Source organism: Micromonospora sp. U56 (assembly GCF_018070095.1).
GTDB classification, from domain to species: Bacteria; Actinomycetota; Actinomycetes; order Mycobacteriales; family Micromonosporaceae; genus Micromonospora; species Micromonospora purpureochromogenes.
This window is the reverse complement of the sequence record NZ_JAGPYL010000093.1, coordinates 1-25,972: the sequence shown is the minus strand read 5'-3', so window position 1 is coordinate 25,972 and position 25,972 is coordinate 1. Positions and strand designations below refer to the sequence as shown.

General features: G+C 74.1%; 25 protein-coding genes. 7 read left to right on the top strand and 18 right to left on the bottom strand.

Annotation, left to right across the window (positions count from 1 at the left end; all coding sequences use genetic code 11):
- Nucleotides 1–169: 169 nt before the first annotated feature.
- The 6 genes from KBX37_RS25390 to KBX37_RS25365 form a co-directional block, all read right to left on the bottom strand.
- Nucleotides 170–1,069 carry a TIGR01777 family oxidoreductase gene (locus tag KBX37_RS25390; protein WP_210778410.1) on the bottom strand — a complete coding sequence of 300 codons (900 nt, stop codon included), beginning with the start codon at nucleotides 1,067–1,069 and terminating at the stop codon, nucleotides 170–172.
- 691 nt (nucleotides 1,070–1,760) lie between these two features.
- On the bottom strand, nucleotides 1,761–2,180 hold the full coding sequence (locus KBX37_RS25385) for a type II toxin-antitoxin system VapC family toxin (RefSeq protein WP_210778409.1): 420 nt from the start codon (nucleotides 2,178–2,180) through the stop codon (nucleotides 1,761–1,763).
- Complete coding sequence (locus KBX37_RS25380; RefSeq protein WP_280841314.1) at nucleotides 2,170–2,439, bottom strand: type II toxin-antitoxin system Phd/YefM family antitoxin; 270 nt, start codon at nucleotides 2,437–2,439, stop codon at nucleotides 2,170–2,172. The genes KBX37_RS25385 and KBX37_RS25380 overlap by 11 nt, the downstream gene beginning before the upstream one ends.
- A gap of 33 nt (nucleotides 2,440–2,472) precedes the next feature.
- Complete coding sequence (locus tag KBX37_RS25375) at nucleotides 2,473–2,760, bottom strand: hypothetical protein (RefSeq protein WP_210778408.1); 288 nt, start codon at nucleotides 2,758–2,760, stop codon at nucleotides 2,473–2,475.
- The gene (locus KBX37_RS25370) at nucleotides 2,754–2,987 is read right to left on the bottom strand and encodes a hypothetical protein (protein ID WP_210778407.1); all 234 of its coding nucleotides are present in this window, start codon (nucleotides 2,985–2,987) and stop codon (nucleotides 2,754–2,756) included. The genes KBX37_RS25375 and KBX37_RS25370 overlap by 7 nt, the downstream gene beginning before the upstream one ends.
- 34 nt (nucleotides 2,988–3,021) lie before the next feature.
- The gene (locus KBX37_RS25365; RefSeq protein ID WP_247658851.1) at nucleotides 3,022–3,318 is read right to left on the bottom strand and encodes a hypothetical protein; all 297 of its coding nucleotides are present in this window, start codon (nucleotides 3,316–3,318) and stop codon (nucleotides 3,022–3,024) included.
- Nucleotides 3,319–3,642: 324 nt separating this feature from the next.
- On the opposite strand from KBX37_RS25365, the gene KBX37_RS25360 reads away from it, so the two are divergent.
- Nucleotides 3,643–3,870, top strand: a complete 228-nt coding sequence (locus tag KBX37_RS25360) for a winged helix-turn-helix domain-containing protein (RefSeq protein WP_210778406.1) — start codon at nucleotides 3,643–3,645, stop codon at nucleotides 3,868–3,870.
- A 7-nt stretch (nucleotides 3,871–3,877) separates the two neighbouring features.
- Entirely contained in the window at nucleotides 3,878–4,060 is a 183-nt protein-coding gene (locus KBX37_RS25355) for a hypothetical protein (RefSeq protein WP_210778405.1), read from the top strand.
- Between the two features lie 120 nt (nucleotides 4,061–4,180).
- Here the strand turns inward: KBX37_RS25355 and KBX37_RS25350 are convergent, their stop codons facing one another.
- From KBX37_RS25350 to KBX37_RS25340, 3 genes are all read right to left on the bottom strand, one after another.
- Nucleotides 4,181–5,095, bottom strand: coding sequence for an LLM class flavin-dependent oxidoreductase (locus KBX37_RS25350; RefSeq protein ID WP_210778404.1), 915 nt, complete (start codon nucleotides 5,093–5,095; stop codon nucleotides 4,181–4,183).
- A gap of 71 nt (nucleotides 5,096–5,166) precedes the next feature.
- Nucleotides 5,167–5,637: a hemerythrin domain-containing protein gene (locus KBX37_RS25345; protein WP_307849192.1), complete on the bottom strand. Its 471-nt coding sequence runs from the start codon at nucleotides 5,635–5,637 to the stop codon at nucleotides 5,167–5,169.
- Between the two features lie 77 nt (nucleotides 5,638–5,714).
- Nucleotides 5,715–7,058, bottom strand: a complete 1,344-nt coding sequence (locus KBX37_RS25340; RefSeq protein WP_210778403.1) for a low temperature requirement protein A — start codon at nucleotides 7,056–7,058, stop codon at nucleotides 5,715–5,717.
- A gap of 195 nt (nucleotides 7,059–7,253) precedes the next feature.
- Here KBX37_RS25340 and KBX37_RS25335 point away from each other — a divergent pair, with 195 nt between their 5' ends.
- Nucleotides 7,254–8,099, top strand: a complete 846-nt coding sequence (locus KBX37_RS25335; protein WP_247658850.1) for an SDR family NAD(P)-dependent oxidoreductase — start codon at nucleotides 7,254–7,256, stop codon at nucleotides 8,097–8,099.
- A gap of 100 nt (nucleotides 8,100–8,199) precedes the next feature.
- Here KBX37_RS25335 and sucB read toward each other — a convergent pair whose 3' ends face one another.
- Both sucB and lpdA read right to left on the bottom strand, forming a co-directional pair.
- Nucleotides 8,200–10,047: a 2-oxoglutarate dehydrogenase, E2 component, dihydrolipoamide succinyltransferase gene (gene sucB / locus KBX37_RS25330; protein ID WP_210778402.1), complete on the bottom strand. Its 1,848-nt coding sequence runs from the start codon at nucleotides 10,045–10,047 to the stop codon at nucleotides 8,200–8,202.
- Nucleotides 10,048–10,120: 73 nt separating this feature from the next.
- On the bottom strand, nucleotides 10,121–11,509 hold the full coding sequence (gene lpdA, locus KBX37_RS25325; RefSeq protein WP_210778401.1) for a dihydrolipoyl dehydrogenase: 1,389 nt from the start codon (nucleotides 11,507–11,509) through the stop codon (nucleotides 10,121–10,123).
- Nucleotides 11,510–11,687: 178 nt separating this feature from the next.
- Here lpdA and KBX37_RS25320 point away from each other — a divergent pair, with 178 nt between their 5' ends.
- Nucleotides 11,688–12,017 carry a hypothetical protein gene (locus KBX37_RS25320; protein WP_210778400.1) on the top strand — a complete coding sequence of 110 codons (330 nt, stop codon included), beginning with the start codon at nucleotides 11,688–11,690 and terminating at the stop codon, nucleotides 12,015–12,017.
- Nucleotides 12,018–12,188: 171 nt separating this feature from the next.
- Here KBX37_RS25320 and KBX37_RS25315 read toward each other — a convergent pair whose 3' ends face one another.
- Nucleotides 12,189–13,760 (bottom strand): leucyl aminopeptidase, encoded by a 1,572-nt coding sequence (locus KBX37_RS25315; RefSeq protein ID WP_210778399.1) that lies wholly within the window; start codon nucleotides 13,758–13,760, stop codon nucleotides 12,189–12,191.
- Nucleotides 13,761–13,923: 163 nt separating this feature from the next.
- Here KBX37_RS25315 and gcvT point away from each other — a divergent pair, with 163 nt between their 5' ends.
- Entirely contained in the window at nucleotides 13,924–15,054 is a 1,131-nt protein-coding gene (gene gcvT, locus KBX37_RS25310; RefSeq protein ID WP_210778398.1) for a glycine cleavage system aminomethyltransferase GcvT, read from the top strand.
- A 111-nt stretch (nucleotides 15,055–15,165) separates the two neighbouring features.
- On the opposite strand, the gene KBX37_RS25305 is transcribed toward gcvT, so the two are convergent.
- The 4 genes from KBX37_RS25305 to KBX37_RS36065 form a co-directional block, all read right to left on the bottom strand.
- The gene (locus tag KBX37_RS25305) at nucleotides 15,166–16,455 is read right to left on the bottom strand and encodes a DUF2314 domain-containing protein (RefSeq protein WP_210778397.1); all 1,290 of its coding nucleotides are present in this window, start codon (nucleotides 16,453–16,455) and stop codon (nucleotides 15,166–15,168) included.
- A 65-nt stretch (nucleotides 16,456–16,520) separates the two neighbouring features.
- Entirely contained in the window at nucleotides 16,521–17,294 is a 774-nt protein-coding gene (cobS, locus tag KBX37_RS25300) for an adenosylcobinamide-GDP ribazoletransferase (protein WP_210778396.1), read from the bottom strand.
- Nucleotides 17,284–19,206 (bottom strand): bifunctional adenosylcobinamide kinase/adenosylcobinamide-phosphate guanylyltransferase, encoded by a 1,923-nt coding sequence (locus tag KBX37_RS25295; RefSeq protein ID WP_210778395.1) that lies wholly within the window; start codon nucleotides 19,204–19,206, stop codon nucleotides 17,284–17,286. Before KBX37_RS25295 ends, cobS begins: the two co-directional genes overlap by 11 nt.
- Before the next feature lie 48 nt (nucleotides 19,207–19,254).
- The gene (locus tag KBX37_RS36065) at nucleotides 19,255–21,522 is read right to left on the bottom strand and encodes a serine/threonine-protein kinase (protein ID WP_210778394.1); all 2,268 of its coding nucleotides are present in this window, start codon (nucleotides 21,520–21,522) and stop codon (nucleotides 19,255–19,257) included.
- A gap of 145 nt (nucleotides 21,523–21,667) precedes the next feature.
- Between KBX37_RS36065 and KBX37_RS25285 the strand changes: the two genes are divergently transcribed.
- Together KBX37_RS25285 and KBX37_RS25280 are read left to right on the top strand one after the other, a co-directional pair.
- Complete coding sequence (locus KBX37_RS25285) at nucleotides 21,668–21,868, top strand: hypothetical protein (protein ID WP_088961023.1); 201 nt, start codon at nucleotides 21,668–21,670, stop codon at nucleotides 21,866–21,868.
- A complete protein-coding gene (locus KBX37_RS25280) occupies nucleotides 21,868–22,668 on the top strand; it encodes a site-2 protease family protein (protein WP_210778393.1) in 801 nt (266 codons plus the stop codon). The genes KBX37_RS25285 and KBX37_RS25280 overlap by 1 nt, the downstream gene beginning before the upstream one ends.
- Before the next feature lie 97 nt (nucleotides 22,669–22,765).
- Here KBX37_RS25280 and KBX37_RS25275 read toward each other — a convergent pair whose 3' ends face one another.
- Together KBX37_RS25275 and KBX37_RS35475 are read right to left on the bottom strand one after the other, a co-directional pair.
- Nucleotides 22,766–23,764, bottom strand: coding sequence for an aldo/keto reductase family protein (locus tag KBX37_RS25275; RefSeq protein WP_088961025.1), 999 nt, complete (start codon nucleotides 23,762–23,764; stop codon nucleotides 22,766–22,768).
- Between the two features lie 57 nt (nucleotides 23,765–23,821).
- Nucleotides 23,822–25,972: WG repeat-containing protein (locus KBX37_RS35475; RefSeq protein WP_305798121.1), on the bottom strand; the 2,151-nt coding region annotated here is incomplete at its 5' end.

Here is a 25,972-nt window from a genome sequence, read left to right as displayed (position 1 = left end):
GTCCGACCCGAAGCCCACAAATGCTCCAACACCTGCCGATGCCCGAACGTCAACACACCCGGCCTCGCCACCAGCACCCCCAGCCCAACCAAGATCAGTTGCACTGAAGCCTAGAAACCACCCGGCGGGTCGGGGCAACAACTTCATGATCACCGCCTCGGGCGGAGGGTCAGTCGGTGAGGGCTGCGTGTAGCGCACCGGCCAGGTTGGGGTGGGTGTACCGGAAGGTGGCCTTGGTGAGGACGCCGGGGAGGACGCGGGTGCTGGTCAGGGCCTCCTGGGCGAAGCCGCCGAGGGCGACCTTCAGGGCCAGGGCGGGGATCGGCATGATGGCCGGACGGTGCAGCTGGCGGGCCAGCTCCCGGGTGAACTCGGCATTGGTGACCGGGGCCGGACCGACCACGTTGACCGGGCCGCCGATGTCGTCGCGGTCGAGCAGGAAGAGCGCGGCATCCAGCCAGTCCCGCATCGAGATCCACGGCAGCCACTGCCGGCCGCTGCCCAGCTTCCCGGCGATGCCCAGCTTGAACGGCAGCAGCTGCGGCTTGAGCAGCCCGCCGTCGCGGTGCAGCGGCAGCCCGGTGCGCAGCCGTACCACCCGTACCCCGGCGTCCTCGGCCGGCCGGGTCGCCGCCTCCCACACCCGGCAGACGTCGGCCAGGAAACCCTCGCCGGCCGGGGAGTCCTCCTCCACCGCCCGGTCACCGGTGTTGCCGTACCAGCCGACGGCGGAGGAGTTGAGCAGCACCGTCGGCCGGTCGGCGGCCGGCAGCCCGGCGATGGCGATGGCCAGGGTGGTGGTGGTATCCACCCGGCTGGACCGGATGAGCCTCCGGTAGTCGTCGTTCCAGCGCTTGTCGCCGACGCCCGCGCCGGCCAGGTTGACCACCGCGTCGGCCTCGGCCACCACGGCCGGGTCGAGCTGCGCGGCGGACGGGGTCCACTGTCGCTCGTCGGGGGTACGCGGTGGCCGTCGCACCAGCCGGGTGACCTGGTGCCCGTCGGCGGTGAGGCGGTCGACCAACCGGGTGCCGAGGAAGCCGGACGCGCCGGCCATGAGGATCCGCATGTTCATATCTTCGGGTACGGAGGCGGGTTCGGATGCGTTCAGCCCGTTTGCGGATCCGGGAGCGGCCCGCGACGCGCGGTGATCCGTCGCAAAGCCAGGACGAAGGCTGAACCCGAGCCCGACGACGGCTGAAGAGGGGCCTGGTACGGCCTCATCAGGGCGACCGACGAGGAACTGCCCACCCGAGGAAGCGGTCGAAAAGCTGAGCCGGCTCGGGGGCGTCGTGCGGGTTGAGGGTGTGGAGCTGGCCGGCCGCGTCGTGCAGCAGCCCGCCGAGGTAGACCAGTGGAGGTACAAGCGAGGCTGGCCGTTGCCCAGCGGATAGAGAGTGGGGCGTGGCCCCGCCGAGCAAGATCGTCAACGAGCAGGAAGTCCTCGCCTGGTTCGCCGAGGGGCGGAACTTCTTGTCCGCACGACGTCGATGGCGTCGATCTGCTGACGTTCCACCGCGACCGACGGATGTACCAGTGGACGAGAGCCGTACCGCTCCGAATCGGCGGGTAGTTCAGCCAGGGGTACGGTCACGGGCCTGTCGGGCCAAGGTCGTGCGCCTGCGCGGAAGGGTGACTGCCGAGCGGCTCGTCCTGTCCAGCCGGGTCGACCTCAAGCGGGTTCAGTCCCGGTTGGTCGAGCCGGACGGTCGGGTACAGCCGTGCCCCGGGCTGGGTCTGCCGCCGACCGCCGCCCGAGCCTAGTCTGGGCGCTTGACCGCTTGTAGCGTCACCAGCTCGCCCAGCCCGGCGAAGTCGTTGGGGTTGGTGGTGTAGAGCGGCAGTCCGTGTGTGTGGGCGATGGAAGCGATCATGAGATCCGCGATGCGGCGACGGGTGCCGCGACCGGAGGCGAGAACCGCGGCGGCGATGAGACCGAAGGCACGGGCTGCCTCGGCGTCGAAGGGCAGTGGATCGAACGTCGCTTCGACGTGCTGCAGGACGCTCATTCGGCGGGCTCGTTCACGAGGGTCATCAGTATGGTGCGGCCCGGCTGACAGTTCTGCGAGCGTGACGGCGCTGATGACCATCTCGTCCGGCAGGTGCTCGGGATCGAGCGCGGCGAGGTGGATGACGATGCTGGTGTCGATCAGGCCGCGCAGGGGGAGGTCACCACTCACGGTCGAACAGATCCTGCTCGATGGCACTGTCGATGTCGGCTCGGAACGTGGACGCATCCAGCACAGGGGAGGTGGCGAAAGCGGCCATCACCTCCGCTCGCGGCACGAACGTGCGCCGCCGGATCGGGATCAGTCGACCGATCGGAGTGCCGTTTCGAGTGATCGTGAACGACTCGCCGCGCTCAACACCACGCATGATGGTGCCGGAGTCGTTGCGAAGCTCGCGCTGTGTGATCTCACGAGAAGCATGCTCAGCCACGCCGTCAGTCTAGACCAGATGTGCTACAAGGTGCTACGGCTGGCGCGCGGCGGGGGAGTCGGAGGCCGGTCGGCGGAGCGCCCACCCGAGGAAGCGGTCGAAGAGTTGGGTCGGCTCGGGGGCGTCGTGCGGGTTGAGGGTGTGGAGTTGGCCGGCCGCGTCGTGCAGCAGCCCGCCGAGGTAGACCAGCAGTGCCACCCGGTCGTGCGCGTACTCCCGGAGGAGGGTGAGTCGCGCGGTGGCGCACGGCCAGGGCGCGGCGCAGGTCCGGCAGAGCCAGAGCGGACGGATCGGCAGGTGCGGGCGCGGCGGGCTCACCACCGGCCGCCGTTGGCCCGCCAGGTCTGCGCCGGGGTGAGCCGGCCGATCCGGCCGACCCGCGGGTTGGCCCGGGTCGCCTCGTTCCACCAACGGGTGTTCGGCGGCCGTGTGGGCGGCTCCGTCGGGACCTGCGCGTGCCGGTCCGGGCACGCGGTCCACCGCAGGCCGCACGAGCACCAGCGCAGCCCGCGCCGCCAGGTCCGCCGGTGCCGGGGCACGAGCGGCACTGCGCCGTCGTTGCGCCGCCGGCCCGGCCACACCTCAGCGCCGCCCTTCGGGTACGCGGAGCTGCCGCTCGGCGCGGGCCGCCAGCTCGTCAACCGCCCGTTCGGACAGGCCCCGCGAGTGCAGCACCCGCCGTCCCCAACGGTGGAGGCGACACGGGTACGGGGTCCGGTCGCTGCGGCACATTGGGCCGGCCGGCCAGGACTCGGGGGAGTGGACCACCACCGCCCGCACGGCCAGCCGGACGTGTTCGCCCGTCACGTACGGGGGCATCGGCAGCTCGCCGAGCACCTTCTCCACCGCGTCGATCGGCTCGTTGACCAGGGACTGCAACGGGTATCGCCTTCCTCTCGCTGATCCGGGGTGCGGCACCGAGGCGGGCGGGGGCAGCCGTTGCGCGGCGGCCGGAGCCACGGCACCCGCCCCGGGCCAGCTCGATGCGCCCGTCACCGGCGACGGGCGTGGTCCGGCACCCGGCCGACCTCCGGGGGTGGTCGACCGGGTGCGTCTTTCGGGACGACCAGCTCCGGTTTGCAGACCAGGGAGCCGGTCGATGGGAACTTTGTCAGACTAGTTTGGCAAAGTCAACGGACTAGTTCGTACTTGTCTTGCAATGTTGCTTGTGATCAAATGGCGGGTGCAGACCAGGGAGCCCACATGCCCGCCAAACCCAAGTGGGCGCAGCTAGCGGATCTCATCCGCGAGCAGATTGCGTCCGGAGAACTCGCACCCGGCGACAAGTTGCCGTCCACCGCTCAGCTTCGGCTGGAGCACGGTGTGTCGGCCGGTGTTGTGCGCCAAGCCATCCTCGTGCTCCAGACCCAAGGTCTGGTTGAGGGTGTTCACGGCCTCGGCGTGTTCGTCGCCGAGCGGCCCACGGACTGACCACGCCATGCCGGAGCGGGTGACGGCGGACCGGCTCGTCCTGCTGGACCAGGTCGAATGGTTCCACCTCGACCGACCGGTGCTGGTCTGGCCCGGCCAGACCTACTGGGTCGACCGGGACACCGACGAGCTGTGCGTCGACCGCGGCGACGGCCGGATCACCCGTGCCCCCGGCCGGGTCTGCCGCTGACGCCGGACGTGGCCGACCCTGAATCGTTTACGTCATCAGCTCTAAAGCGTCTCGATGAGACGCTCAACTCCCGGTCCGGGGTCGGCTCGCCGCTGACAACCGGCCGCCAAACGGCAGCGGTCAGGACAGCCGGGCGAGGACCGGCGCCAGCGGTTCGAGGGCGTCCCGGCGTACCACGAAGCGGGTGACGCCCCAGCGGCGCCGGTGTTCCGCGACCGCCGCGACGATCTCGTCCGCCGTCCCGATCAGCACGAACGGCGTGGCCAGCACCTCGGCGACGGTCAGCCCGACCTCGCGCGCGGTCTCCGCCGCGGCGGCCTCCGCGTCCTCGGTGACCACCACCGTCTGCACCAGCGCCTCCAGCGCGGGCGGGTCGTCCCGGCCGGTCGCGCCGGCCGCGACGTGGTCGAGCTGCGCCTCGATCTGGTCGGTCCGCCAGCGCACGTCGTGGGCGTGGCCGTCGGCGAGGGTACGCCCGAAGCCGGTCAGCCCGACCACCTCGGCGTGCGCGCCGGCCCAGCGCAGCAGCGTCGAGTTGGCGGTGCCCATGGTCAGCGGGATCCGGTCCTGCACCGGGCGGGGCGCGGTCAGCCGGGCCGCCCGGACCGCCAGCTCGGGGGTGTCCACGGTGATCTCGTCGCCGTCGAGCAGGGCGCGGACCGCCTCGGCGACCGCCACGCAACGGCGTACCCGGCCGGCGACGTCCGGGCGCTCGCGGCCGACGGCGCGCCACTCGGCCGGGGTGTGGCCGGCGCCGACGCCGAGCCGGGCCCGCCCGCCGGAGACCAGGTCGAGGGTGGCCACGTCGGTGGCGAGCAGTATCGGCTCGCGGACGCCGAGGTTCGACACGTACGAGCCGAGGCCGATCGTCGAGGTCGCCGACGCGGCGGCGGCCAGCGCCACGAACGGGGACGTCACGGCCCCGGGGTGGTCGGCGGCGAGCAGCGCGTCGAAGCCGGCGGCCTCGGCGCGGCGGGCCAGGTCCAGCCAGCTCGCCGCGTCGGTGGGGGTGGCCTGGAGGCAGAAGACGGTCACCGGGCCAGCCTGCGCCGTCGGGGACCCCGCCGGCCAGCCCGGACGGGCCGATTCTGCTGACCGGCGAATCCTCACTCGGGCAGCGGTACGCCGAGCAGCTCCTCGGTCGTCCCGCCGCGCACCGCGTTCAGGGCGGCGACCAGCTTCTTTTCCTCGTAGACGAAGTGCGATTCGAGCAGCGCGCTCAGGCCGTCCAGTTCGGCGCGTACCCCGTCGACGCCGGCCGGGTCGGCGGCCAGCTCCTCCACACGGCGTAGGACGGCCGCGACCACCTCGTGGTCGGCGGCGAGTTCGTCGAGGACCGGGCGCAGCTGCGGTGCCTGCTCGGCCAGCACCCGGAACGCCCCGCCGTCCTCGCCGGTGTGGTGGCGGGTGAGCGCGGAGCAGAAGGTCAGGCAGTGGGCGCGCAGGTCGCGCGGGCCGGTGGGGGAGTCGAGGCCGGCGCGCAGCGCGGCCAGCTCCTCGCGGAGCCAGAGGTGGATCTCGATCAACTGGTTGCCGAGGGCGGTCAGGCGGTCGCCCGGCTCGGTGGAGGGGTGCACGTGGATCCCATGCTGTCCCGCGCCTCCATGCCCTCGGCGGTCTCTTTGCCGGGTGCACCGCGACGCTGGCGGTGATCCTACGTCGAGGTGCCCATCTCGTCCGTCCCGGTCTCCTTCCACCGGGCCCGGAAGGCCGCCTCGTGCGCCTCGTGGGTGGTCTTCTCGTGGAAGACCACCTCGTGCAGCGCACGCCGGCCCTCCTCCATGGTGAGCACCTCGACCACCACCAGCCCGACGCAGATCGCGGTGAGCAGGGTGAGCGTGGCCAGCCCGGGCAGGTGGGAGCCGACCGGGATGCCGAGGGCGAGCAGGAGCACCGCGGCGACCCGGGTCCAGGACAGCGTGTGCAGCGTGCGCCACTGGAAGAGCATGTTCCCGCACAGGTAGCAGATCACCCCGCCGAAGAGCAGAGGCACGCCGGGGCCGTGCGGCGGCTCGTGGATCGGCACCGACGGATTGGCGATCTTGTGGACGATCCCCTCGGCGCCCAGGGCGAACAGGATGATCCCGGCGATCATCGGCAGGTAGAAGTAGGCGTACGCGTCCCGGGCCATCCCCACCCGAGAGCGGCCCTGCGTGGCGTGCAGCGCGATCCGGGCGGCCGGGCCGATCACGTCGTAGTGGGCCCACCAGAGCGCGGCGGTGAAGAAGATGCCCAGCGCCGCCGCCGCGACCGCCTGCCAGGTCGGCGGTTGGCCGAGCAGGTTGCTGCCGACGCCGACCGAGATGACCGATTCGCCCAGCGCGATGATCAGGATGAGGTCGTAGCGTTCCGTCCAGTGCTCGGCCGACGCCACCGCCCAGCCCCAGGTGCCGCCGATGAGCCCGGTCGAGTACTGGAGCACCACCACCGTCAGCCACAGGCCGTCCCGGACCATCCCCGCCACGCCCAGGTCGTCGATCCAGGTGGGGATCAACGCCGCGGCCAGCAGCAGGAGGGTGCTGAGCGTCATCTCCGGGGCGAACCGGAGCGTCTGCCGGCGCTCGTGCGGGCTGTCCCGGACGACGTGCAGGTAGAGGATGAAGTGCACCGCGCGGATCACCACGTAGCTGGCCGCCACGACCACCGGCCCGGCCGCGCCGCCGCGCGGGTCGCGGAACGCCTGCGGCAGGGCCAGCGCGAAGCAGAAAAGCGCCGCCATCCCGACGACCATCAGCACCGGCACGAAACCCTCGCCGAGCCGCACCCGGGTGGCCACCACGCTGTGCACCACCCAGGCCCACCAGAGCACCGCCAGCACCAGCATGCCGTGCAGCAACGCCGAACCAGTGATCTGCACGGCGGTGGCCCGGGTGATGATGAAGAACGAGAAGACGAAGACCAGGTCGAAGAAGACCTCGAAGCGGTCCACCCGGGCGCCGGGAGCGACGGCGACGGCGGGCCCCAGCCATCTGCGCCCCCGCCACCGCCCGCTGCCCACCCGTCCACTCTCGCAGCGTCGGGTCGGCCCGGAGGCGATTCCCCTCAGCCTGCAGACCGTCCATCAGCAGGTCCAGCAGCCGGCCGGCGAGGTCGCGCTGGCCCGGCTGCCGACGCCCGCGTTACCTCCGCGCCCTGGTGGGAAAACGCCGGCACCGCGGCGTCCAGCAGCCGCCCGCCCCCGCCCCGGACAAGGATGGATCATGACCACCAGCACACCTGTCAGCACGCCGTTCTCCCGCGAGTCCACCGCCATGGAGGTCGTGCGCGGCATCGCCGTAACCTTGACGCCGGCCAGCGGGCCGCGGCGGACATCACGGACACCACCGGCAACGACCGGATCCTCGTCGCCCCGCTCGACCTCGCCGACCAGTCGTCGGTGGCCGGGTTCGTGCGCACCTGGGACGGGCCACTGCACATCCTGGTCGACAACGCCCGCATCATGGCCTCGCCCGAGATGCGCACCCCGCAGGGCTGGGAGATGCAGTTCGCGACCAACCACCTGGGTCACTTCGCCCTGACCACCGGGCTGCACCGGGCGCTGGCGGCGGCCGGGGGCGCGCGCGTCGTGTCGGTCAGCTCGGCGGCCCACCTGCGCTCGCCGGTGGTCTTCGACGACATCCACTTCACCCGGCGTCCGTACGACCCGTGGGAGGCCTACGGGCAGTCCAAGACGGCCAACGTGCTCCTCGCGGTGGAGCTGACGAGGCGCTGGGCCGACGACGGCATCACCAGCAACGCGTTGATGCCCGGGGCGATCCGGACCAACCTCCAGCGCTACCTCAGCGAGGAGGAGCTGAACCGGATGCGCGCGCAGAGCGGCGGCGCGGCCTACTGGAAGAGCACCGAGCAGGGCGCGGCCACGTCCGTCCTGGTCGCCACCGCACCGCTGCTCGACGGCATCGGCGGGCGCTACTTCGAGGACTGCCAGGAGGCCGGGCCGAACCAGCCCGGCACTCGCACCGGGTACGCGCCGTACGCCCGTGACCCGGAGGCCGCGGAGCGGCTCTGGACCGTCTCCGAGGAGACCCTCCGGGCGTGACGGGGGGTGCGGCACCGGTTCCGCGGTCGCCGCACACAGGGCAGAACGGCGCAGGGCGCCCCGGTCGGTGTGACCGGGGCGCCCTGCGCGTGCGGGAGGATCAGAGGCCGAGGTCGGCCTCGAAGTTGCCGCCCTCCAGGCGCTCCTTGACCGCGACCAGGAAACGGGCCGCGTCGGCGCCGTCGATCAGCCGGTGGTCGTAGGAGAGGGCCAGGTAGATCATCGAGCGGACCGCGATGACCTCGCCCAGCTCCGGGTCGTTGACCACGACCGGGCGCTTGACCACGGCACCGGTGCCGAGCATCGCCGACTGCGGCGACGGCACGATCGGGGTGTCGAAGAGCGCGCCCCGGCTGCCGGTGTTGGTCAGCGTGAAGGTCGCGCCGGCGATCTCGTCCGGGCTGATCTTGTTGGTCCGGGTCCGCTCGGCCAGGTCGGCGACCCGCTTGGCGATGCCGCCCAGGTTCAGGTCACCGGCGTTGTGGATGACCGGGACCAGGAGACCCCGCTCGGTGTCCACGGCGATGCCCAGGTGCTCGGCGTCCGGGTAGGTGATCGTCCCGGCCTCGAGGTCCATGCTGGCGTTGACGATCGGGTACGCCTGCAGCGCCTCGATGGCCGCCAGCGCGAAGAACGGCAGGAACGACAGCTTGACGCCGTGCCGCTGCTGGAACGACTCCTTGGCCTGCGCCCGCAACTTGGCGATCTTGGTGACGTCCACCTCGATCACCGTGGTGAGCTGCGCCATCTCGTGCAGCGACTCGTGCATCCGCTTGGCGATGGCCTTGCGGATCCGGGGCAGCTTCTCGGTGGTGCCGCGCTTGCCACTCGGCTGCGGCTTCGCGGCCGGCTTGGCCGGGGCCGCCGCGGCGGGCTGCGGCGCGGGGGCCGGCGCGGCCTTGGCCGCCTTGGCCTTCTCCGCCGCCTCCAGCACGTCCTGCTTGCGGATCCGGCCGCCGACACCGGTGCCGTTGACCGAGGAGAGGTCGACACTGTGCTCGCCGGCCAGCTTGCGCACCAGCGGGGTCACGTAGCCGGCCGCCTCCTCGCCGCCACCCTGCGCCGGGGCGGTGGGCCGCTGCGGGGTCGGGGTCGGCGCGGACGGCTGCGCCGCCTGCTCGGCCTTGGCCGGCTCGGCGGCGGTCTCCGCCTCGGCCGCCGGCTCGTTGTACGACAGACCCGGGGTCGGCTCCTCGACCTTGGGCTCCGGCTTGGCCTCGGCCTTCGGCTCCGGCTCCGGCTTCGGCTCGCGCTTCGGCTCGGGCTTGGCCTCCGCCTTGGGCTCGGGCTTCGGCTCCGGCTTCGCCGGGGCGGCCCCGGCGGCGCCGATGATCGCCAGGTCGGCGCCCACCTCGGCGGTCTCGTCCTCGGCGACCTTGATCTCCAGCACGGTGCCGGCGACCGGCGACGGGATCTCCGTGTCGACCTTGTCGGTGGAGACCTCCAGCAGCGGCTCGTCCACCTCGACGGTCTCGCCGACCTGCTTGAGCCAGCGGGTGACCGTACCCTCGGTGACGCTCTCGCCCAGGGCCGGCATCTTCACCGCGGTGCCCTCGCCGGACGGCGCCGGGGCGGCCTCGGCCTGCGGCTGCGGCGCCGCGGGCTGCTCCTGCTCCGGCTCCGGGCCGGTGCCCGCCGCGGCGGCGGTGGGCTCGGCGGCCGGCTCGGCCGCCTGCTGCGGGGCGGCCTCGCCGCCACCGGCCTGCTCGCCCTCACCGGCGATGACGGCCAGCTCGCTGCCCACCTCGGCGGTCTCGTCCTCGCCGACCACGATCCGGCTCAGCACGCCCGCCGCGGGGGACGGGATCTCGGTGTCGACCTTGTCGGTCGACACCTCGAGCAGCGGCTCGTCGACCTCGACGGTGTCGCCCTCCTGCTTGAGCCAGCGGGTGACGGTGCCCTCGGTGACGCTCTCGCCGAGCCGAGGCATGGTGACCGATACCGGCATCTCTTATGACTCCTTCATTCCCCTGGTGCGATCTCGCCCGTCTGCCGCCGGACGCCGCGGAATCAGTTCTCGATCAGGCGTGCGCGTGCAGCGGCTTGCCGGCGAGGGCCAGGTGCGCCTCGCCCAGGGCCTCGGTCTGCGTCGGGTGGGCGTGCACGAGCTGCGCCACCTCGGCCGGGTACGCCTCCCAGTTGTAGATGAGCTGCGCCTCGCCGACGAGCTCACCGACCCGGGCGCCGACCATGTGCACGCCGACCACCGGGCCGTCCTCCACCCGGACCAGCTTCACGAAGCCGGCCGTCTTGAGGATCTGGCTCTTGCCGTTGCCACCCAGGTTGTAGTTGTAGGTCTTGACCTTGTCCGCGCCGTACTGCTCCTTGGCCCGGGTCTCGGTCAGACCCACCGACGCCAGCTCCGGGTCGGAGTAGGTGACCCGCGGGATGCCGGCCTCGTCGATCACGGCCGGGTTCTGGCCGGCGATCTCCTCGGCGACGAAGATGCCCTGCTGGAAGCCGCGGTGGGCGAGCTGGAGGCCGGGCACGATGTCACCGACCGCGTAGACGTTCGGCACGCTGGTGCGCAGCCGCTCGTCGGTCAGCACGTAGCCGCGGTCCATCTTCACGCCCTGCTCCTCGTACCCGAGGTTGGCGGTGTTCGGGCCGCGCCCGACGGCGACCAGCAGCAGCTCGGCCTCGACGGTCTCGCCGCCGGCGATGGTCAGCTTGACGCCGTTGTCGGTCTTCTCGACCTTCTCGAACGGCTTGCCGACCTTAAAGTTGATCTTCCGCTTGCGGAAGGCCCGCTCCAGCGCCTTGGACGACTCCTCGTCCTCGGCGGCGACCAGCCGGGGCAGCGCCTCGACGATCGTGACGTCCACGCCGAAGGACTTCCACACGCTGGCGAACTCGACGCCGATCACGCCGCCGCCGAGCACGATCACCGACGCCGGGACCCGGTCCAGGGTCAGCGCGTGGTCGCTGGTGATGATCCGCTCGCCGTCGATCTCCAGGCCGGGCAGGCTCTTGGCGTACGAGCCGGAGGCCAGGACGACGTTGCGGCCGGTGTAGCGCTTGCCGTCGACCTCGACGACGTTCTTGCCGACCAGCTTGCCGGCGCCGGCCACGAAGGTGATGTTCTTGGCGCTGCCCACCAGGCCCTGCAGGCCCTTGTAGAGCCGGGAGACCACGCCGTCCTTGTACGAGTTGACCCCCGCCATGTCGATGCCGACCAGCTCGGCCTTCACGCCGAACTGCTCGGACTCGCGGGTCTGGTCGGCGATCTCGGCCGCGTGCAGCAGCGCCTTGGTGGGGATGCAGCCGTTGTGCAGGCAGGTGCCGCCGAGCTTCCCCTTCTCGATCAGCGCGACCGAGAGATCCAACTGGGCGGCGCGCAGCGCCGCCGCGTAGCCGCCGCTGCCACCTCCGAGAATGACGATGTCGAAGGTCTCGTTCGGCTCGCTCACGTCCAACTCCCAGGTCGCGTCGCTGCATCGGGGGTCACGGTGGGGCAACAGGGACACACCCCACCTCGGTCATCTTGTCACTAGGGGATGCGGAGCGCGTACCGAGGTGCCCAACGACACGTCGTCGACACGTACTCTTGGCACCGTCTTCGATGACGGACGGGGGAGGAGACAGTCGGTGGGGCTTTTCCGGCGACGCAAGCAGACGGGCGCGGTCAGTCATGGCCGCCCCGCCGACCGGGCCGATCTGGACCATCTTGAGAACTTCGTCCGGACCCGGCGGGGCGTCGAGGCGTACATCGAGCCGCGGACCACGGTCACCGAGACCACGGTCATCCTGATCGCCGACGACGGGGAGTGGACCCGCCGTCGCGTCGACGGCCCTGAGGGGGCCCGCCGCTTCGCCCACCGGCTGGCCATCCCCATCTACGACGTCCGCCTGATGGGCTACCCGCAGCGGATGCGCGACTACAACGAGCGCCGCAAACGCCGCCCCGAACTCTTCTGACCCCACCCCACCCCACCCCACCCACCCATGCCGTGGGCGCACTTTCAGAGAAAGCGTGGCTATTCCGCGCCAGATAGCCACGCTTTCTCTGAAAGTGCGGCGGATCTGGGTGGAATGCGGGCGGGGCGCCTCCCGGCTGGGAGGCGCCCCGTCGTGGCTCGCGGTGGGGCGTCAGCCGTTGGTTGCGACGTCCTCGACGAGCTGCACCAGGGTGCGGACCGGGACGCCGGTGCCGCCCTTCGTCCAGTAGCCGGTCGCCTCGCCCGAGTGGTAGCCCGGCCCGGCGATGTCGATGTGCGCCCAGGCCACGTCCTCGGTGACGAACTCGCGCAGGAACACGCCGCCCTGCAGCATGTGCCCGGCCCGGTCCATGCCGGCGTTGACCTGGGAGATGTCCGCGACGTCGGAGTCCATGCCCTTGCGCACGTCGTCCGGCAGCGGCATCGGCCAGGCCGGCTCGCCGACGGACTCGCCGACGGTCTTGACCCGCTCGCACAGCTCCGGGGTGCCCATCACGCCGGCGATCTTCTTGCCCAGCGCGATGACCTGCCCACCGGTGAGGGTGGACGTCTCGAAGAGGTAGTCGGTGCCGTCCGCGCAGGCCCGCGCCATCGCGTCGCCCAGGATCATGCGGCCCTCGGCGTCGGTGTTGAGCACCTCCACCTTCTTGCCGTTGAACATGGTGATCACGTCACCCGGCCGGTAGCTGGTGCCCGACGGCATGTTCTCCGCCATCGGCAGGTACGCGGTCACCGCCACCGACGGCTTCACCGCGGCGATCGCCAGCATCGCGGCGCCGACGGCGGCCGCCCCGGCCATGTCCGACTTCATCTCCCACATGCCCTGCGCCGGCTTGATCGAGATGCCGCCGGTGTCGAAGGTGATGCCCTTGCCGACCAGCGCCACCCGCTTGCCGCTGCCGCCACCCGACGGGGTGTACGTGAGCTTGACCAGCCGCGGCGGGGCCTCCGAGCCCTGCCCGACGGCGACGATGCCGCCGTACCCGCCGGCGCGCAGCGCCTCCTCGTCGAGCACCTCGACGCCGAGCCCGGCCGCGCGGGCGGCCGTCGCGACGGCCTCGGCGAAGGCCGGCGGACGCAGCTCGTTCGGTGCGGTGTTCACCCAGTCCCGGCTGGTACGCACCGCGCCGGCCACCGCGGTGGCCCGGTCGATCTCGCCCCGGGCGGTCGCGTCACCGGCGTCCGGCACGGAGATCAGCACCTCGGCCACCGGCGTGCGCCGGGTCGGCTGCGGCTTGGTCTTGTAGCCGGCGAACCGGTAGCCGCCGAGCAGCGCGCCCTCGGCGACCGCGCGCAGCGCGGCCGGGGCGTCGGCGTCGTCGGGCAGCGGCATGCTGAGCGCCACCCGGGGCGCGCCGGCGAGCGCCCGGACGACGGCGCCGGCGGCCCGGCGCAGCGTCTCCGGGGCGGGGGCGGCGCCGGTCGGCTCCGGGCCGAGCCCGACCGCGGCGACGATCGGCGCGGTGACGGTGCCCAGCGTGGCCAGCTTGGTCACCTCGCCCGGAGCGCCGGTCGCGCCGAGCAGCGCCAACGTCTCGGTCAGCTTGCCGTCGAAGGCGGCGGCGATGCTCTCCGCCCCGCTGGCCAGGAGCAGGATGCCGGCGAGGCCGCTGGTGGCGGCCTGCTCTCCGGTCAGGCTGTGCACGCCGATCACGATCGCGTCGACGGCAAGCTCGGCGGGGTCGGTGTCGACCAGGCTCAGGGTGGTGCTGGGCGATGTCACTGAAGCTACTCCGGGCGGGCCGGGCCGGTCGCGTCGTCGCGTACCGGCGATGAAGGTCTCCGGCGGAACCTACCCGCCGGAAGCTTGGCTGTCCCGCCGATCGCTGTCGCGGCGGGTCCCGCCGATGCTAACCACCGGCGGGTACCCCGGTAAGTTGCCACCCATGACGGACGTGACCTCCGACGCCGCCGCGACCCGGCTGCGCCGTTCCCCGCTGCACGAGCGGCACACCGCTCTCGGCGCCAAGTTCGCCCCCTTCGGGGGTTGGGAGATGCCGCTGGAGTACGCCGGCGGCGGCGTGCTGAAGGAACACACGGCGGTGCGTACCGCCGTGGGCGTCTTCGACGTCTCCCACCTGGGCAAGGCGCGGGTCACCGGGCCGGGTGCGGCGGACTTCGTCAACGCCTGCCTCAGCAACGACCTGGGCCGCATCGGCCCGGGCCGGGCGCAGTACACGCTCTGCTGCGACCTCGCGACCGGCGGCGTGGTGGACGACATCATCGCCTACCTGCACGCCGACGACCACGTCTTCCTCATCCCGAACGCGGCGAACACCGCCGAGGTGGTGCGCCGGCTGCGCGCCGCCGCGCCGGCCGGGATCACCGTCACCGACGAGCACGAGGCGTACGCGGTGCTGGCCGTGCAGGGCCCGCGCTCGGCGGAGCTGCTCGGCGGCCTGGGCCTGCCGGTGGAGCACGGCTACATGAGCTTCTCCGCCGCCGCCCTGGCCGGAGTGGAGCTGACCGTCTGCCGCACCGGTTACACCGGGGAGCTGGGCTACGAGCTGGTGGTGCCGGCCGAGCACGCCGTCGGGGTCTGGGACGCGCTGTTCGCCGCCGGGGCGGCGGACGAGCTGCGGGCCTGCGGGCTGGCCGCCCGGGACACGTTGCGCACCGAGATGGGCTACCCGCTGCACGGGCAGGACCTGTCGCTGGAGATCACGCCGGTGCAGGCCCGCTCCGGCTGGGCGGTCGGCTGGGACAAGCCGGCGTTCTGGGGCCGCGACGCGCTGCTCGCCGAGAAGGCCGCCGGCCCGCGCCGTACGCTGCGCGGCCTCGAGGCGGTCGACCGGGCCATCCCGCGCCCCGGCATGACCGTGTACGCCGGCGACGCCGAGCTCGGCACGATCACCAGCGGCACGTTCTCGCCCACGAAGAAGCAGGGCATCGCCCTGGCCCTGCTGGACACGGATGCCAAGCTCGCCGACGGCGACCTCGTCGAGGTCGACATCCGCGGCCGCCGCGCCCAGATGCGCGTCACCCGACCCCCCTTCGTGACCCCCTCGGTCAAGTAACCCCCTGGCGCCAGCCCTGTTGATCAAGAAGTTTGCGTCGGATCCGGCGCTCGGGCCGACGCAAACTTCTTGATCAACGGGGGCGAAGGCGGGTGGGGCGGTGGGGCGGGGTCAGGCGGTGGGGGGTTCGCCGGCGTCGAGGACGGCCTGGGTCCAGCCGCCCTCGATGACGCCGGTGCCGTCGAGGAGGGCCCAGTCGACCACGTCGGTGGCCTCGACCACGACGGGGGAGCCGATCCGGACGGTGGGGTCGGTGTTGGCGTCGCTGGCGCTGGCGCCGACGAGCCGCTCCGGCACCTCCCAGGAGGTCACTCCGGCCCAGACGAACTCGGGGCCCTCGTCGCCGGGCAGGCCGTACTTGACCACGAGCTGCGACTCCGGCGGCAGCTTGCCGGCGAGGAACCGGGCCCGGATGTCGTCCAACCCGGCCCGCGCGGTGGCGATCGCCTTGCTCATCGCGTCACCGGGCCGGGCGTAGCGGACGTCGGGCTGGATGCCGGAGAAGAGCGTCGCGCAGGCCGCGGCGAAGTACCTGCCGGGCGGGCCCGGGTGCCCGGGCGGCGGGCGCAGGCTGAGGAACGAGTCGGCCTCCGGGTCGGTCGCCGGGTCCAGCTCCAGCCGCAGCAGCACCGGGGCCGTCGCGCCGTGCTGCTCCGGATTGCCGTACGCCACCGCGATGTCGTGCCCGGTCACCGTGGCCAGCACGGGCAGCTGCACGAACGCCGGCACCTCCTCGCCGGCCAGCCCGTCGGTCCAGTCGCGCAGCAGCCGCCGGGCGGCCCCGGTCATCACCGCGCCCCAGGCCCGGGTGAGGTGGTCCGGCACGCCCTGGGTCTGCAACTCCAGCAGGCCGAACCGGCGCAGCCCCTTGGTGGTGAACCAGAGCCCCTCCGCGTCGGAGGAGTAGGGCACCAGCACCCAGTCGACCAGGCGCACCCGGCCCTCGGCGTCCGGCAGCGAGCGCAGCGCGGCCGCCGGGTCGAGGAACTGCAACCCGAACACGTCCACCACGTCGCCGTCGACGGACTCGGCGACCGCGGCGGCCACCGCGCGGGCCGCCCACTCGTGCGCCGGCGGCCAGCCCGGCCGGTACTCGGCCTGCACCACCACCAGATGGCTGGCCGCGGCCAGCCGACCGAGCTGCGCCTCGGTGGCGCCGAACGCGCTGAGCAGGTCCGGCGGCAGCTGTGGGAACTCGTCGATCGACCGGGTGTCCACCGTCATCAGTGGGCTGTCCAGCATCTGCGTCGCCAGCCCGTGCACCGGCTCGGCCAGCCGGCCCTCCAGCGCCCGTACCGCCGTCTTCGGGCTCACCCGGGGCAGCCCCGCCATCGGCACCAGGTACGTCGCGCTCAGCGACTCCGGCACCGGGATGGGGAGGAAGTCGTCCGTGATGAGCAAGTCGTCCCCCGGAAGGCCGTGCCGGTGCTGTCGGGGCAAACGCTACCCGCCGCCCGGTGCCGCGTTCAGCCGGACAGCACCAGTCCCAGGTAGACCAGCGTGGTGACCACCTCGACGGCGGCGCCGAGCACGTCGCCGGTGACGCCGCCGAGCCGGCGTACCACGTGGCGCAGCAGCCCCACCGCGACGGCGAGCGCCGCCGCGACGGCGAGCGGCCCCTGCCACGGGCGGCCCGGCACCGCCGCGACCGCCGCCAGCGCGACGGCGACCGCGCCGACCGCCGGCGCCACCGGTCCCACCGTCCCGGCGACCAGCGCGCCCAACCCCTCCGGCCGGGCCGCCGGCACCCCGCGCCGGCAGGCCACCGTCACCGCGAGCCGCCCCGCCGCCGTCGCGGCCACCACGCCCGCGAGCACCGCCGGCCACGACCGCCCCGCCAGCTCCGCGAGGGCCGCCGTCTGGAGCAGGAGTACGACCACCAGCGCGACCACCCCGAACGGCCCCACGTCCGGCTTCTTCATGATCTCCAGCGCCGCCGCTCCCCGCCGGTACGACCCCAGCGCGTCCACGGTGTCGGCCAGCCCGTCCAGGTGCAGCCCGCGGGTGAGCAGGGCGGCGCAGCCCACCGTCACCCCGGCGGCGACCAGCGGGGGAGCGAACGCCGTCAGGAGCAGCAGCACCCCGGCGAGCATCGCGCCGAGCAGCGCGCCGACCAACGGGGCGAGCGCCATCGCGGCGCCCGCCGTCGGGCGGTCGATCCGGCCGGCGCGTACCGGCAGCGTGGTGAAGGTGGTCAGCGCCAGCCGCAGGGCGTCGACGACCCGCGACTCAGCCGGCACGCCGGCCGGACGGGTCCGGCTCCGTGGTCGTCGGCCCCGGGCCAGCCGGCTCCGGCTCGCTGAAGTCGGGCTCGGTGCCGTCGGGTTCGGTGCCGTCCGGCTCCACGGTGGTCGGGCCGGGGCCCGCCGGTTCCGGCTCGGCGAAGTCCGGCTCGTCGGAGTCGGGGTCCCCGCCGCCGAGCCGGGGGTGCGCCGGCAGCGCGGCGGCCAGCGCCAGCACCGATCGCAGCAGCGGCAGCGCGGTCAGCGCGTTCGCCCCCTCGCCCAGGTCGAGCCGCAGGTCCAGCAGCGGGGTCAGGCCGAGCACGTCGGCGGCGAGCCGGACCGCCGGGTGCCCGCCGTGGTCGGCCAGCACGCACCAGTGCCGGGCCTGCCCGGCCAGGTCGCGGCTGATCATGCCGGCGGCCACGCCGACCGGGCCGTCGAGCATCACCGGCAGCCGGCGGGCGGTCGCGCCGAGCAGCACGCCGGTGGCCACCGCGATGTCGCCGCCGCCCAGCTCGGCCAGCACGTCCTTGGCGTCGCGCGGGGAGCGGCGGGTCCGGTGCAGCGCGTCCCGGACCGCCGCGCAGCGGGTCATCCACGCCGCGTCGTCGATCTCGCCGCTGGCGGTGATCACCCGGCCGAGCACCGCCGGGGCCTCCGCGCCGGCGGTCGCCGCCAGCACCGCCGCGGCCGCCGCCTCCGTGCCGGCGCCGCACGCGCCCAGCACCAGCAGCTGTACGCCCGCGTCGGCGGCCTCCTCGGCCAGCCGCCAGCCGTAGCGCAGGGCCGACTCCACGGCGGCGCCGGCCAGCGCCGGCTCCTGCTCCATCGGCGCCGAGGACGGGGTGTCCACCACCTGGAGGCTGGCGCCGTTCTCGGCGGCCAGCCGGGCCAGCGCGCCCCGGCCGGCCCGCGCCTGCCGGGCCCGGCGCGACGACTCGCCGGGGACCGTGCCGGCGCCGGCGCCGCCCTGGTGGTCCCCGTGCAGCAGCAGCACCCGCACGCTCGCCCACGGGGCGGGGGTCGCGGTGCCCTGGGTGGCGGCGGCGAAGCCGACGACCCGTTCCAGCTCGCCGAACCCGGCCCCCGCCACGTCCAGGGTGGCGAGCCGGTCGACGGCCTGCGGGCCGGCGTACTCGTCCGGCATGGGCAGCTCCATGCCGGGCTGGATGACCAGGCCGGTGGCGACCATCGGCAGCGCCATGGTCGGCGCCGCCCAGGCGGTCCCGTTGGTCTCCGCGGGTGCGGCGGGTGCGGCGGGTGCGGCGGGGGCGGTCGGGGTCAGCACGTCCGGCAGCGGCGCCTCGGCCGGCGCGGCGGCGGTCACGTCGTGGCGGGCCGGGCCGGGCTGGGCGGGCACCCCGGCCGCGCGCGGGGTGACGGCGGGCTTGAGCCAGGTCGGCTGACCGGCGACCACCAGCACCACGGCGTCGCAGGCGTCCGCGACGGCCCGGTTCGCCGCGCCGAGCGCGTCGGTGAAGGCCCGGCCCAGCGGGGTGGTCGGCACCAGCGACAGCCCCACCTCGGGGCTGACCAGCACGATCCGCGCCTCGCTGGCGCGCACCGCCGCGGCCAGTTCGGCGATGGTGGCCACGTCGTCGGCGGGCTGGTGCGCCGGGTCGAGCAGCACCGTCACCCAGCCGCCCAGGTCGTCCACCAGCAGCGTCTCGTTCGGCCCGGCGGAGGCGATCACGTCGGCCAGCCGGCGCGGGTCGTCGGCGGTCTCCTCGGTGGTCCAGCTGCCCGGCCGGCGTTCCCGGTGTGCCGCCAGCCGGGCGGCCCACTCGGTGTCGTCCGGGTCCGCGTCGGCGGAGGTCGCCACGTAGCGCACCGTCGGGGCGTCGCCCACCAGGGACTCGGCGAACTCCGACTTGCCCGAGCGGATACCGCCGAGCACCAGGACCCTGTTCCAGCCGTCAACGGACATGCCCGTACCTTAAAGCCGCCCGGGCCGCGGTCGCCGCCCGACCCGGGCTCAGCCGCAGTGCTCGAATCCGCTGGCGTAGCTGGCGCCGCCGGTCGCCCCGCCCCACTTCACGCAGGTCCCGCCGGCTCCGGCACGGACCGGGCCGGCGTAGTACTCGAACGCGCCGCTGTCGGTGGCGCGGGTCTTCCCCTGCACCTCCAGGAACGCCGACGCCGTGGTGCGCTCGCCGACCGCGGTCACCTTCATGGTGACCACGCAGTTGGCCTTGGCCGCCTCGTTCCACAGCAGGTAGACCTTTCCCCGCCGGACCCCGTTCGCGGTCAACGAGGCGGAGTCGATCACCTGGTAGCCGCTGCCGCAGACCTGGGCCGGCGTGTACGGGTTGGTCCTCGCCGGCGGGGTGGTGGTCGTCCCCGGCTGCGGAGCGGAGGTGGTGGGAGACCCGCTCGGTCCCGGGCCCGTCGTCGTGCCGGTCGACCCGGCGGTGGGCGTCGCCGCGGCCGACCGGGAGCCGGTGGCGCTCGCGCTGGGCCTCGGCTTCCCGCCCCGGGTGCTGACGCCCGGGCCCGGCAGCACCGGTGCCGCCGACTCCGACTCGGCGGTCAGCGCCGGGCCGCCCCGGGCGGGCTCGTCGGGCTGGAGCGCCACCACGGCGGCCACGGCGGCCAGCACGGCCACCACCCCACCCGCCGCGCCGGCCAGGGCGAGCCGGCGCCGTCGGGCCGCGCCGCCGGCCCGGTCCTCCCGGGTCGGGGTGCGCTCCGGTACGACGTACCGGCTGGGGTAGCCGGCGGGCGGGGTCGCCTGCTGGCCGCCCACCACGACCGGGTACGGCCCGCCCGGATACGGCTGCCCGGGGGCCTGGAAGGGCGCGCCAGCCGGGTGCCCGGTCGGAGCGGGTGCGCCAGCCGGCGGTGTGGCGGGTGCGCTCTGCTGCCACTGCGGTGCCAGGGTTCCGGGACCGACACCGGTTCCGTCACCGCCCAGCTGCCCCACCGGCGTAGCGCCACCGTGGGCGGGTCCGGGCCCGCGTCCGTGCCCTGGGTCGGCAACCTGTGCCGGGCCGGTTCCAGGCCCGGCGGGCGGGAGGGGAGCAGGGCCCGGGCCGGGGCGCCGGTCGGGGCCGGCGGCCGGCGCGAGCGGGGTGGCGGACGCGGCGGAAGACGCCCCGGTCCCCGTGCCGGGCGGCGTCGGCGGTCCGGCCGGAAGTGCTCCCGAGCTGGTTCCCGAGCCGGTTCCCGAGCCGGTTCCCGAGCCGGTTCCCGAGCCGGTTCCCGAGCCGGTTCCCGAGCCGGTGTCCCGCGCTCCGGCGGACGCCGCCTTCGACGGGCCGCCCGCCGGGCCGGCCGGCGTCAACGGGCCGGCCGGCGTCAGCGGGCCGGAGGGCGTCAACGGGCCGGCCGGCGTCGCCGGACCCGTCGGCGTCGGCAGGGCCGGACCCGCCAGCGCCCACGGCGGACGCGGCGGCACCGGCAGCACGGCCAGCGTGGCGTCCCGGGCGTCCAGGGCGGCGTCGGCCAGGGCGGCGGCGCTGGGCCAGCGGTCACCGGGGCTCTTGGCCAGGGCCCGCGTGACCACCTCGGCCACCGCCGGTGGGGTGCCCGGCGGCAGCGGCGCTGGCTCCTCCTGGGCGTGCCGCAGCGCCACCTGCAACGGGTTCTCCCCGACGAACGGCGGCTGCCCGGTCAGGCAGTAGTAGGCGACCGCCCCGAGCGCGTAGACGTCGGTGGCCGCCGAGACCGGCTGGCCGACCGCCTGCTCCGGCGACATGTACGAGGCCGTGCCGAGCACCATGTGCGCGGCGGTCAGCGAGGCCATCGTGCTGGACCGGGCGATGCCGAAGTCGACCAGCACCACCGTCCCGTCCCGCTTCACCAGCAGGTTGCCCGGCTTCACGTCCCGGTGCACGATGCCGGCGGTGTGCGCGGCGTGCAGCGCGGCGGCGGCCTGCGCGACCACCGACATGGTCGACGTCGGGTCGAGCCGGCCGGCGCGCCGGATCCAGGTGACCAGCGGCTCGCCGTCGACGTACTCCATCACCAGGTAGCTGACCTGGCTGCCGTCGGCCAGCGTCGCCGAGCCGAAGTCGTGCACCGCGACGATGCCCGGGTGCCGCAGGGCCGCCATCATCCGGGCCTCGGCGTGGAACCGGCTGGTGAACTCCGGGTCCTCCACCAGCGCCGGGAGCAGCACCTTCACCGCCACCTCGCGGTCCAGCAGCGTGTCGACACACCGCCAGACCGCGCCCATGCCGCCGGTCGCCACCCGTTCGCCCAGCCGGTACCGGTTGCTGAGCACCACTCCTTGAGTCAGCACCGCGCCACCGTACCGGCCGGGGACACTCATGGTGATCACCGGCCGGGCCCGGCGGGGGTGAGCGTCGGGCCGGCGCGCGGACGGCCGACTACGCTTGCGGGGGTCCGTCCCCGGGGGACGGTGTAGCGGCGAGGGGAGACGCGGCATGGCGTGGAGCTGGCGGTACGAGGGCGCGAACGGCGCGTCGGTCGATGGACCGGCGGAGTCGTTCGGCAGTCAGGCGGACGCCGAATCGTGGATCGGCCAGACCTGGCGGGAGCTCGCGGCGTCCGGCGTCACCTCGGTCGCGCTCGTGGAGGACGACCGGGTGGAGTACCGGATGAGCCTGCTCCCGACGGCGGAGTGATGGGCTACGACCGCCCGGGCGGCGAGCCGCTGGTGCTCGGCGTGCCCCGGGCGGCGTTCCGGCCCAGCCCGGTCTTCCTGGCCCTGGTCGCGCTCTTCGTGGCCAGCGGGGTGATGGCCTGGAACGGGTTCGGCAACGTGAAGTTCGACGTGTTCCTCTTCGTGGTCTCGGGCTGGCTGGTCTCACTCTGCCTGCACGAGTACGCCCACGCGGTGGTCGCGTTCCGGGCCGGCGACCGGGACATCGCCCACCGGGGCTACCTGACTTTGAACCCGTTCAAGTACACCCACCCGCTGCTGTCGATCGTGCTGCCGGTGGTGGTGGTGCTGCTCGGCGGGATCGGCCTGCCCGGCGGCGCGGTCTGGGTGGACCGGCACGCGATCCCGGGCCGGCTGCGGCACACCCTGGTCAGCCTCGCCGGCCCGGCCACCAACGTGCTGTTCACGCTGCTGCTGGTGGCGGCGCTGCGGATCGGCACCGGGACCGTCGGCGGGCCGGTCGAGTTCTGGGCCGGGGTGGCGCTACTGACGTTCCTCCAGCTCACCGCGAGCGTGCTCAACCTGCTCCCGGTGCCCGGCCTGGACGGCGGCAACATGATCCAGCCCTGGCTGAACCCGCAGTGGCGGCGGATGTACGACATGTTCGCCCCGTACGGCTTCATCCTGCTGTTCGCGCTGCTGTGGAACCCGCGCATCGGCGGCTGGTTCTTCGACGCGGTCTTCGCGATCGGCGACCTGCTCGGCCTGCCGAGCTGGCTCTACGGCCTGGGGCTGGACCTGATCCGCTTCTGGCAGGGCTGAGTCCGCCGAGCCGCCGCGAGCTGCGGGGCGGCTCGCGGCCGGCGTACCCGGGGAAGGGCCCGGGCCGGCGCGGACGCCGCGCCGGCCCGGGGGAGCGTCACGGCCGCTGGGCCGGGCTCTCGGTCTTCGCCGCGTCCCGCTCGGTGACCGGCTCGACGATCTCGTCGATCGCCTTGAGCAGGTCGGCGTCGAGCTTCACGCCGGCCGCCTTGACGTTGTCGTGCACCTGCTCGGGGCGGGACGCCCCGACGATCGCCGACGAGACGTTCGGGTTCTGCAGCACCCAGGCGATGGCGAGCTGCGGCATGGTCAGCCCGGCCTGCTCGGCCAGCGGCTTGAGCCGCTGCACCCGGGTCAGCACCTCGTCGGTCAGCCACTGGGCGATGAACCCGGCGCCGGACTTCTCGTCGGTGGCGCGGGAGCCGGCCGGCGGCGGCTGACCCGGCAGGTACTTGCCGGAGAGCACACCCTGGGCCATCGGCGACCAGACGATCTGCCCGATGCCCAGCTCCTCGCTGGTGGGGACGACCTCGGTCTCGATGACCCGCCAGAGCATCGAGTACTGCGGCTGGTTGGACACCAGCGGGATGCGCAGTTCGCGAGCGAGCTGGTGGGCCTCGCGGATCTGCGAGGCCTTCCACTCCGAGACGCCGATGTAGTGCGCCTTGCCGGCGTGCACGATGTCGGCGAACGCCGACATCGTCTCCTCCAGCGGGGTGCTGTAGTCGTACCGGTGGGCCTGGTAGAGGTCCACGTAGTCGGTGCGCAGCCGGCGCAGCGAGCCGTCGATCGACTCCATGATGTGCTTGCGGGACAGGCCCCGGTCGTTGCGGCCCGGCCCGGTCGGCCAGTAGACCTTGGTGAACACCTCGAGGCCCTCCCGGCGCTCGCCCGCGAGGGCCTTGCCGAGCACCTCCTCGGCGCGGGTGCCGGCGTAGACGTCGGCGGTGTCGAAGGTGGTGATGCCGGTGTCCAGGGCCGCGCGGACGCAGGCCAGCGCCGCGTCCTCCTCGACCTGCGAACCGTGGGTGATCCAGTTGCCGTACGAGATCTCGCTGACCATCAGGCCGGAACGGCCCAGGTGTCGGAATTCCATGCCCCGACCCTAGTCCGCTCCGATCATGACCACCGGACGGCGCGGCGGCGGGGTGGTTCAGAGCACCGGATGCGCGTCGGTCAGCAGCAGGTCAATCTCGGCCAGCACCGCGTCCGGGCCGGGGTGCACCGGGTCGATGAGCGGCTTGCCGCGCCGGTCCAGCGCGCCCCACCGGCCGGTGCGGTCGTTGGCCAGGAACGCCACCGGGTGGATCACCAGATCCGGGTGGGCCGGTGCGACCAGCACCCGGCCCGTGCGGTCCACCACGCCCCGGAAGCCGCCCAGTTCCACCACGGCCAGCCCCTCGTCGGTGAAGCCGTCCAGCCGGCGGCCGTCGGCCAGCGCGGTGCGGAAGCCGTGGTAGCGGGTCGGGACGACCAGCCGGCCGTTGCGGTCCACCGCGCCCCAGCCGCCCCGGCGCACCGCGGCGATCCCGGCGGTGAACGGCCGGGCGTCCTCGAAGCCCGCCGGCACCACCACGGTGTCCTCGGAGTCGATCGCCATCCAGTCCGCCTCGCCGCCGCGGGAGACCCAGGCCAGGCCGTCGGAGAAGGCCCGCACCGCCGCGTACGAGGGGCCGATCAGGGTGCTGCCGGCCTCGTCGATCAGCTCCCAGCCCGGGGCGTCGGGGCGGCGTACCCAGGCCAGGCCCTCGCGGAACGGCTGCGCCTCGGCGTACCGGTAGTCGAGGACCAGCTCACCGTCGGCGTCCGCGTACCCCCACCGGCCCAGGCCGCCGTCGAGCGTGGGCACCGGCGATCTGCGCCCGCGCAGCACCTCCTCCCGGCTGCGGGGGTACGGCCCGAAGCCGCCCCGGGCGGCGGCCCGGGTGTGCACCGCGTCCAGGCAGACCCGGATCCGCTCGGTCAGCTCCGGGTCGTCGGCCCGGCGCAGGTTCAGGGCGCGCTCGAAGTGCTCGCAGGCCTCCATCAGCCGGCCCTGGTCGTGGCAGGAGCGGCCGGCGTGCTCGTGCAGCGCCGCCCGCAGCCGGTCCGGCAGCTCGGCCGAGTTGGCCTCGGCGAACAGCCGGTCCGCCTCGGCGAACTCGCCCTTCCAGCGCAGCACCTCCGCCAGCCGGGCCCGGGCCAGCGCGGTCCGCCGCAGTTCGCCGGTCGCCTCCGCGTAGGTGAGGGCGAGCCGGCCGTCGGCGAGTGCGTCGTCCAGGTCGTGGACGACCCGGGAGACCACCGCGCGCAGGCTGAGCAGCCGCGCCCGGGCCCGGTTGTCCAGGGACGCGCCGAGCTTCTCGGTCAGCCGCCGGCGCAGCGTCCGCAGCTCGTCGGCGTCGTCGACGACCTCGCGCAGCGTCTCGGGGTCCAGTCGCCACCGGTACGCGGCCAGGACCTGCTCCGGGTCGGCCGGCGGCTCGTCCGGCGCGGTGGTGGTGGTCTCCGGGGCGGTGGTGGCCGGCCGGTCCCCCGGGGCCGGCTCCGTCTCGGCAACCGGCGGCGCGGTCACGTCGACCGGCGGGGTGGCCGTGTCGGCGGGCGGCGTCGCCGTGTCGGCCGGGTCCGGGTCGGGTGCCGCTTCGGTGGTGGCAGCGGCGACCGGGGGCGTCGGATCGAGCCCGGCGGACTGCTCCGAAGCGGCGGCGGGTGGCGTCGACGCCTCGGGCGCGGTCGGACCCGCACCGGTCGGCGCCGGCGGAGCCGAGACGGGATGGACGGGCTTCTCGTCGGTGTCCACCCTGGGCGGCGCGGACTCCGGTTCGCCCGACGGTGCGTCGGCCACGGGCGACGGGACTTCCGGCACCGGCCGGGCGGACTGCTCGGGCGTGCCGGCCGGCGGTGCGGAGTCGGGTCCGGTCGACGTGCTGACGGCGTCCGGTCCGACCGTTGCGGCCGGGTCGGGCTCGGCCGGCGGTGCGGTGACCGGTCGGGCCGGTTCGGCGGCGTCGGACGCGTCTGATCCGGTCGTTCCGGCCGCCCAGTTGTCGGCCGGTGGCGCGGAGACCGGTCGGGGCGGCTCCAGGGTGGCGGCCGGTGGGGCGGAGAGGGGTGGGGGCGGCTCCACAGCGGCGTCCGCCGGCGGCGTGGACACCGGGGCCGACGGCCCCGGGATCTTCCAGGGCGCGGAGGTGGGGTGGTGGGCGTCGTCGGAAGCCGGGCCGGCGGGAGCGTCCGCCGGTGGTGCCGAACGAGGCCGGACCGCCGCCGCGTGTTGGTGGGCCGCGCGGACCGTTGCCGGCGTGGACAGCGGCCGCGCGGG

What these genes read in the sequence shown, in the direction of transcription:
- KBX37_RS25390 (WP_210778410.1), bottom strand. Translation starts at nt 1,069, where the DNA reads ATGCGGATCCTCATGGCCGGCGCGTCCGGCTTCCTCGGCACCCGGTTG.
- KBX37_RS25360 (WP_210778406.1), top strand. Translation starts at nt 3,643, where the DNA reads ATGCCCGCCAAACCCAAGTGGGCGCAGCTAGCGGATCTCATCCGCGAG.
- KBX37_RS25355 (WP_210778405.1), top strand. Translation starts at nt 3,878, where the DNA reads ATGCCGGAGCGGGTGACGGCGGACCGGCTCGTCCTGCTGGACCAGGTC.
- KBX37_RS25335 (WP_247658850.1), top strand. Translation starts at nt 7,254, where the DNA reads ATGGATCATGACCACCAGCACACCTGTCAGCACGCCGTTCTCCCGCGA.
- sucB (WP_210778402.1), bottom strand. Translation starts at nt 10,047, where the DNA reads ATGCCGGTATCGGTCACCATGCCTCGGCTCGGCGAGAGCGTCACCGAG.
- gcvT (WP_210778398.1), top strand. Translation starts at nt 13,924, where the DNA reads ATGACGGACGTGACCTCCGACGCCGCCGCGACCCGGCTGCGCCGTTCC.
- KBX37_RS25295 (WP_210778395.1), bottom strand. Translation starts at nt 19,206, where the DNA reads ATGTCCGTTGACGGCTGGAACAGGGTCCTGGTGCTCGGCGGTATCCGC.
- KBX37_RS25285 (WP_088961023.1), top strand. Translation starts at nt 21,668, where the DNA reads ATGGCGTGGAGCTGGCGGTACGAGGGCGCGAACGGCGCGTCGGTCGAT.
- KBX37_RS25280 (WP_210778393.1), top strand. Translation starts at nt 21,868, where the DNA reads ATGGGCTACGACCGCCCGGGCGGCGAGCCGCTGGTGCTCGGCGTGCCC.
- KBX37_RS25275 (WP_088961025.1), bottom strand. Translation starts at nt 23,764, where the DNA reads ATGGAATTCCGACACCTGGGCCGTTCCGGCCTGATGGTCAGCGAGATC.